At 65.6% G+C, this 378-nt stretch carries 1 pseudogene; it reads right to left on the reverse strand.

The window, feature by feature from the left end:
- Positions 1-297, reverse strand: a pseudogene (locus ABC138_RS16835) (transposase); the annotation flags it as partial.
- Between the last annotated feature and the right edge of the window lie 81 nt (positions 298-378).

A 378-nucleotide genomic window follows, 5' to 3' on the forward strand; every position in this document is an offset into this window, starting at 1 on the left:
GTCTCGGCCCGCAGCGCCGCGTTCTCGGCCTCCAGTCGGTCGATCTTCTGCTCCGGCGTCTCACCTTCGGGCGCCGAGGAGTTCTTCTTCGACGGCCTGGACTGCAGTGGGCTGGAGGTCAACGTCCCGTCAGCAGCGGTCTTCTTGCCGGTCCCGTAGACCTCGAGCCAACCCCGCAGCGTGCCATGCACGATGCCGAGGTCCTCGGCGATGCCGCGGACCGTGGCACCCGGGGTGGACTCGTACAAGTCGACGGCCCTGACGACGGAACTCCTCGGAATAGTTCTTCCTAGCCATGATTCTCGGATCATCTCGCTTCCCCAGCACCACGTGCTGGATTCAGCGTGTCCAAGAACCGGGGTCAGGCCCCGACAGCCG

Origin of the sequence: Janibacter sp. LM, assembly GCF_039631275.1 — a bacterium.
In the GTDB taxonomy this organism is placed as follows: Bacteria; Actinomycetota; Actinomycetes; order Actinomycetales; family Dermatophilaceae; genus Janibacter; species Janibacter terrae.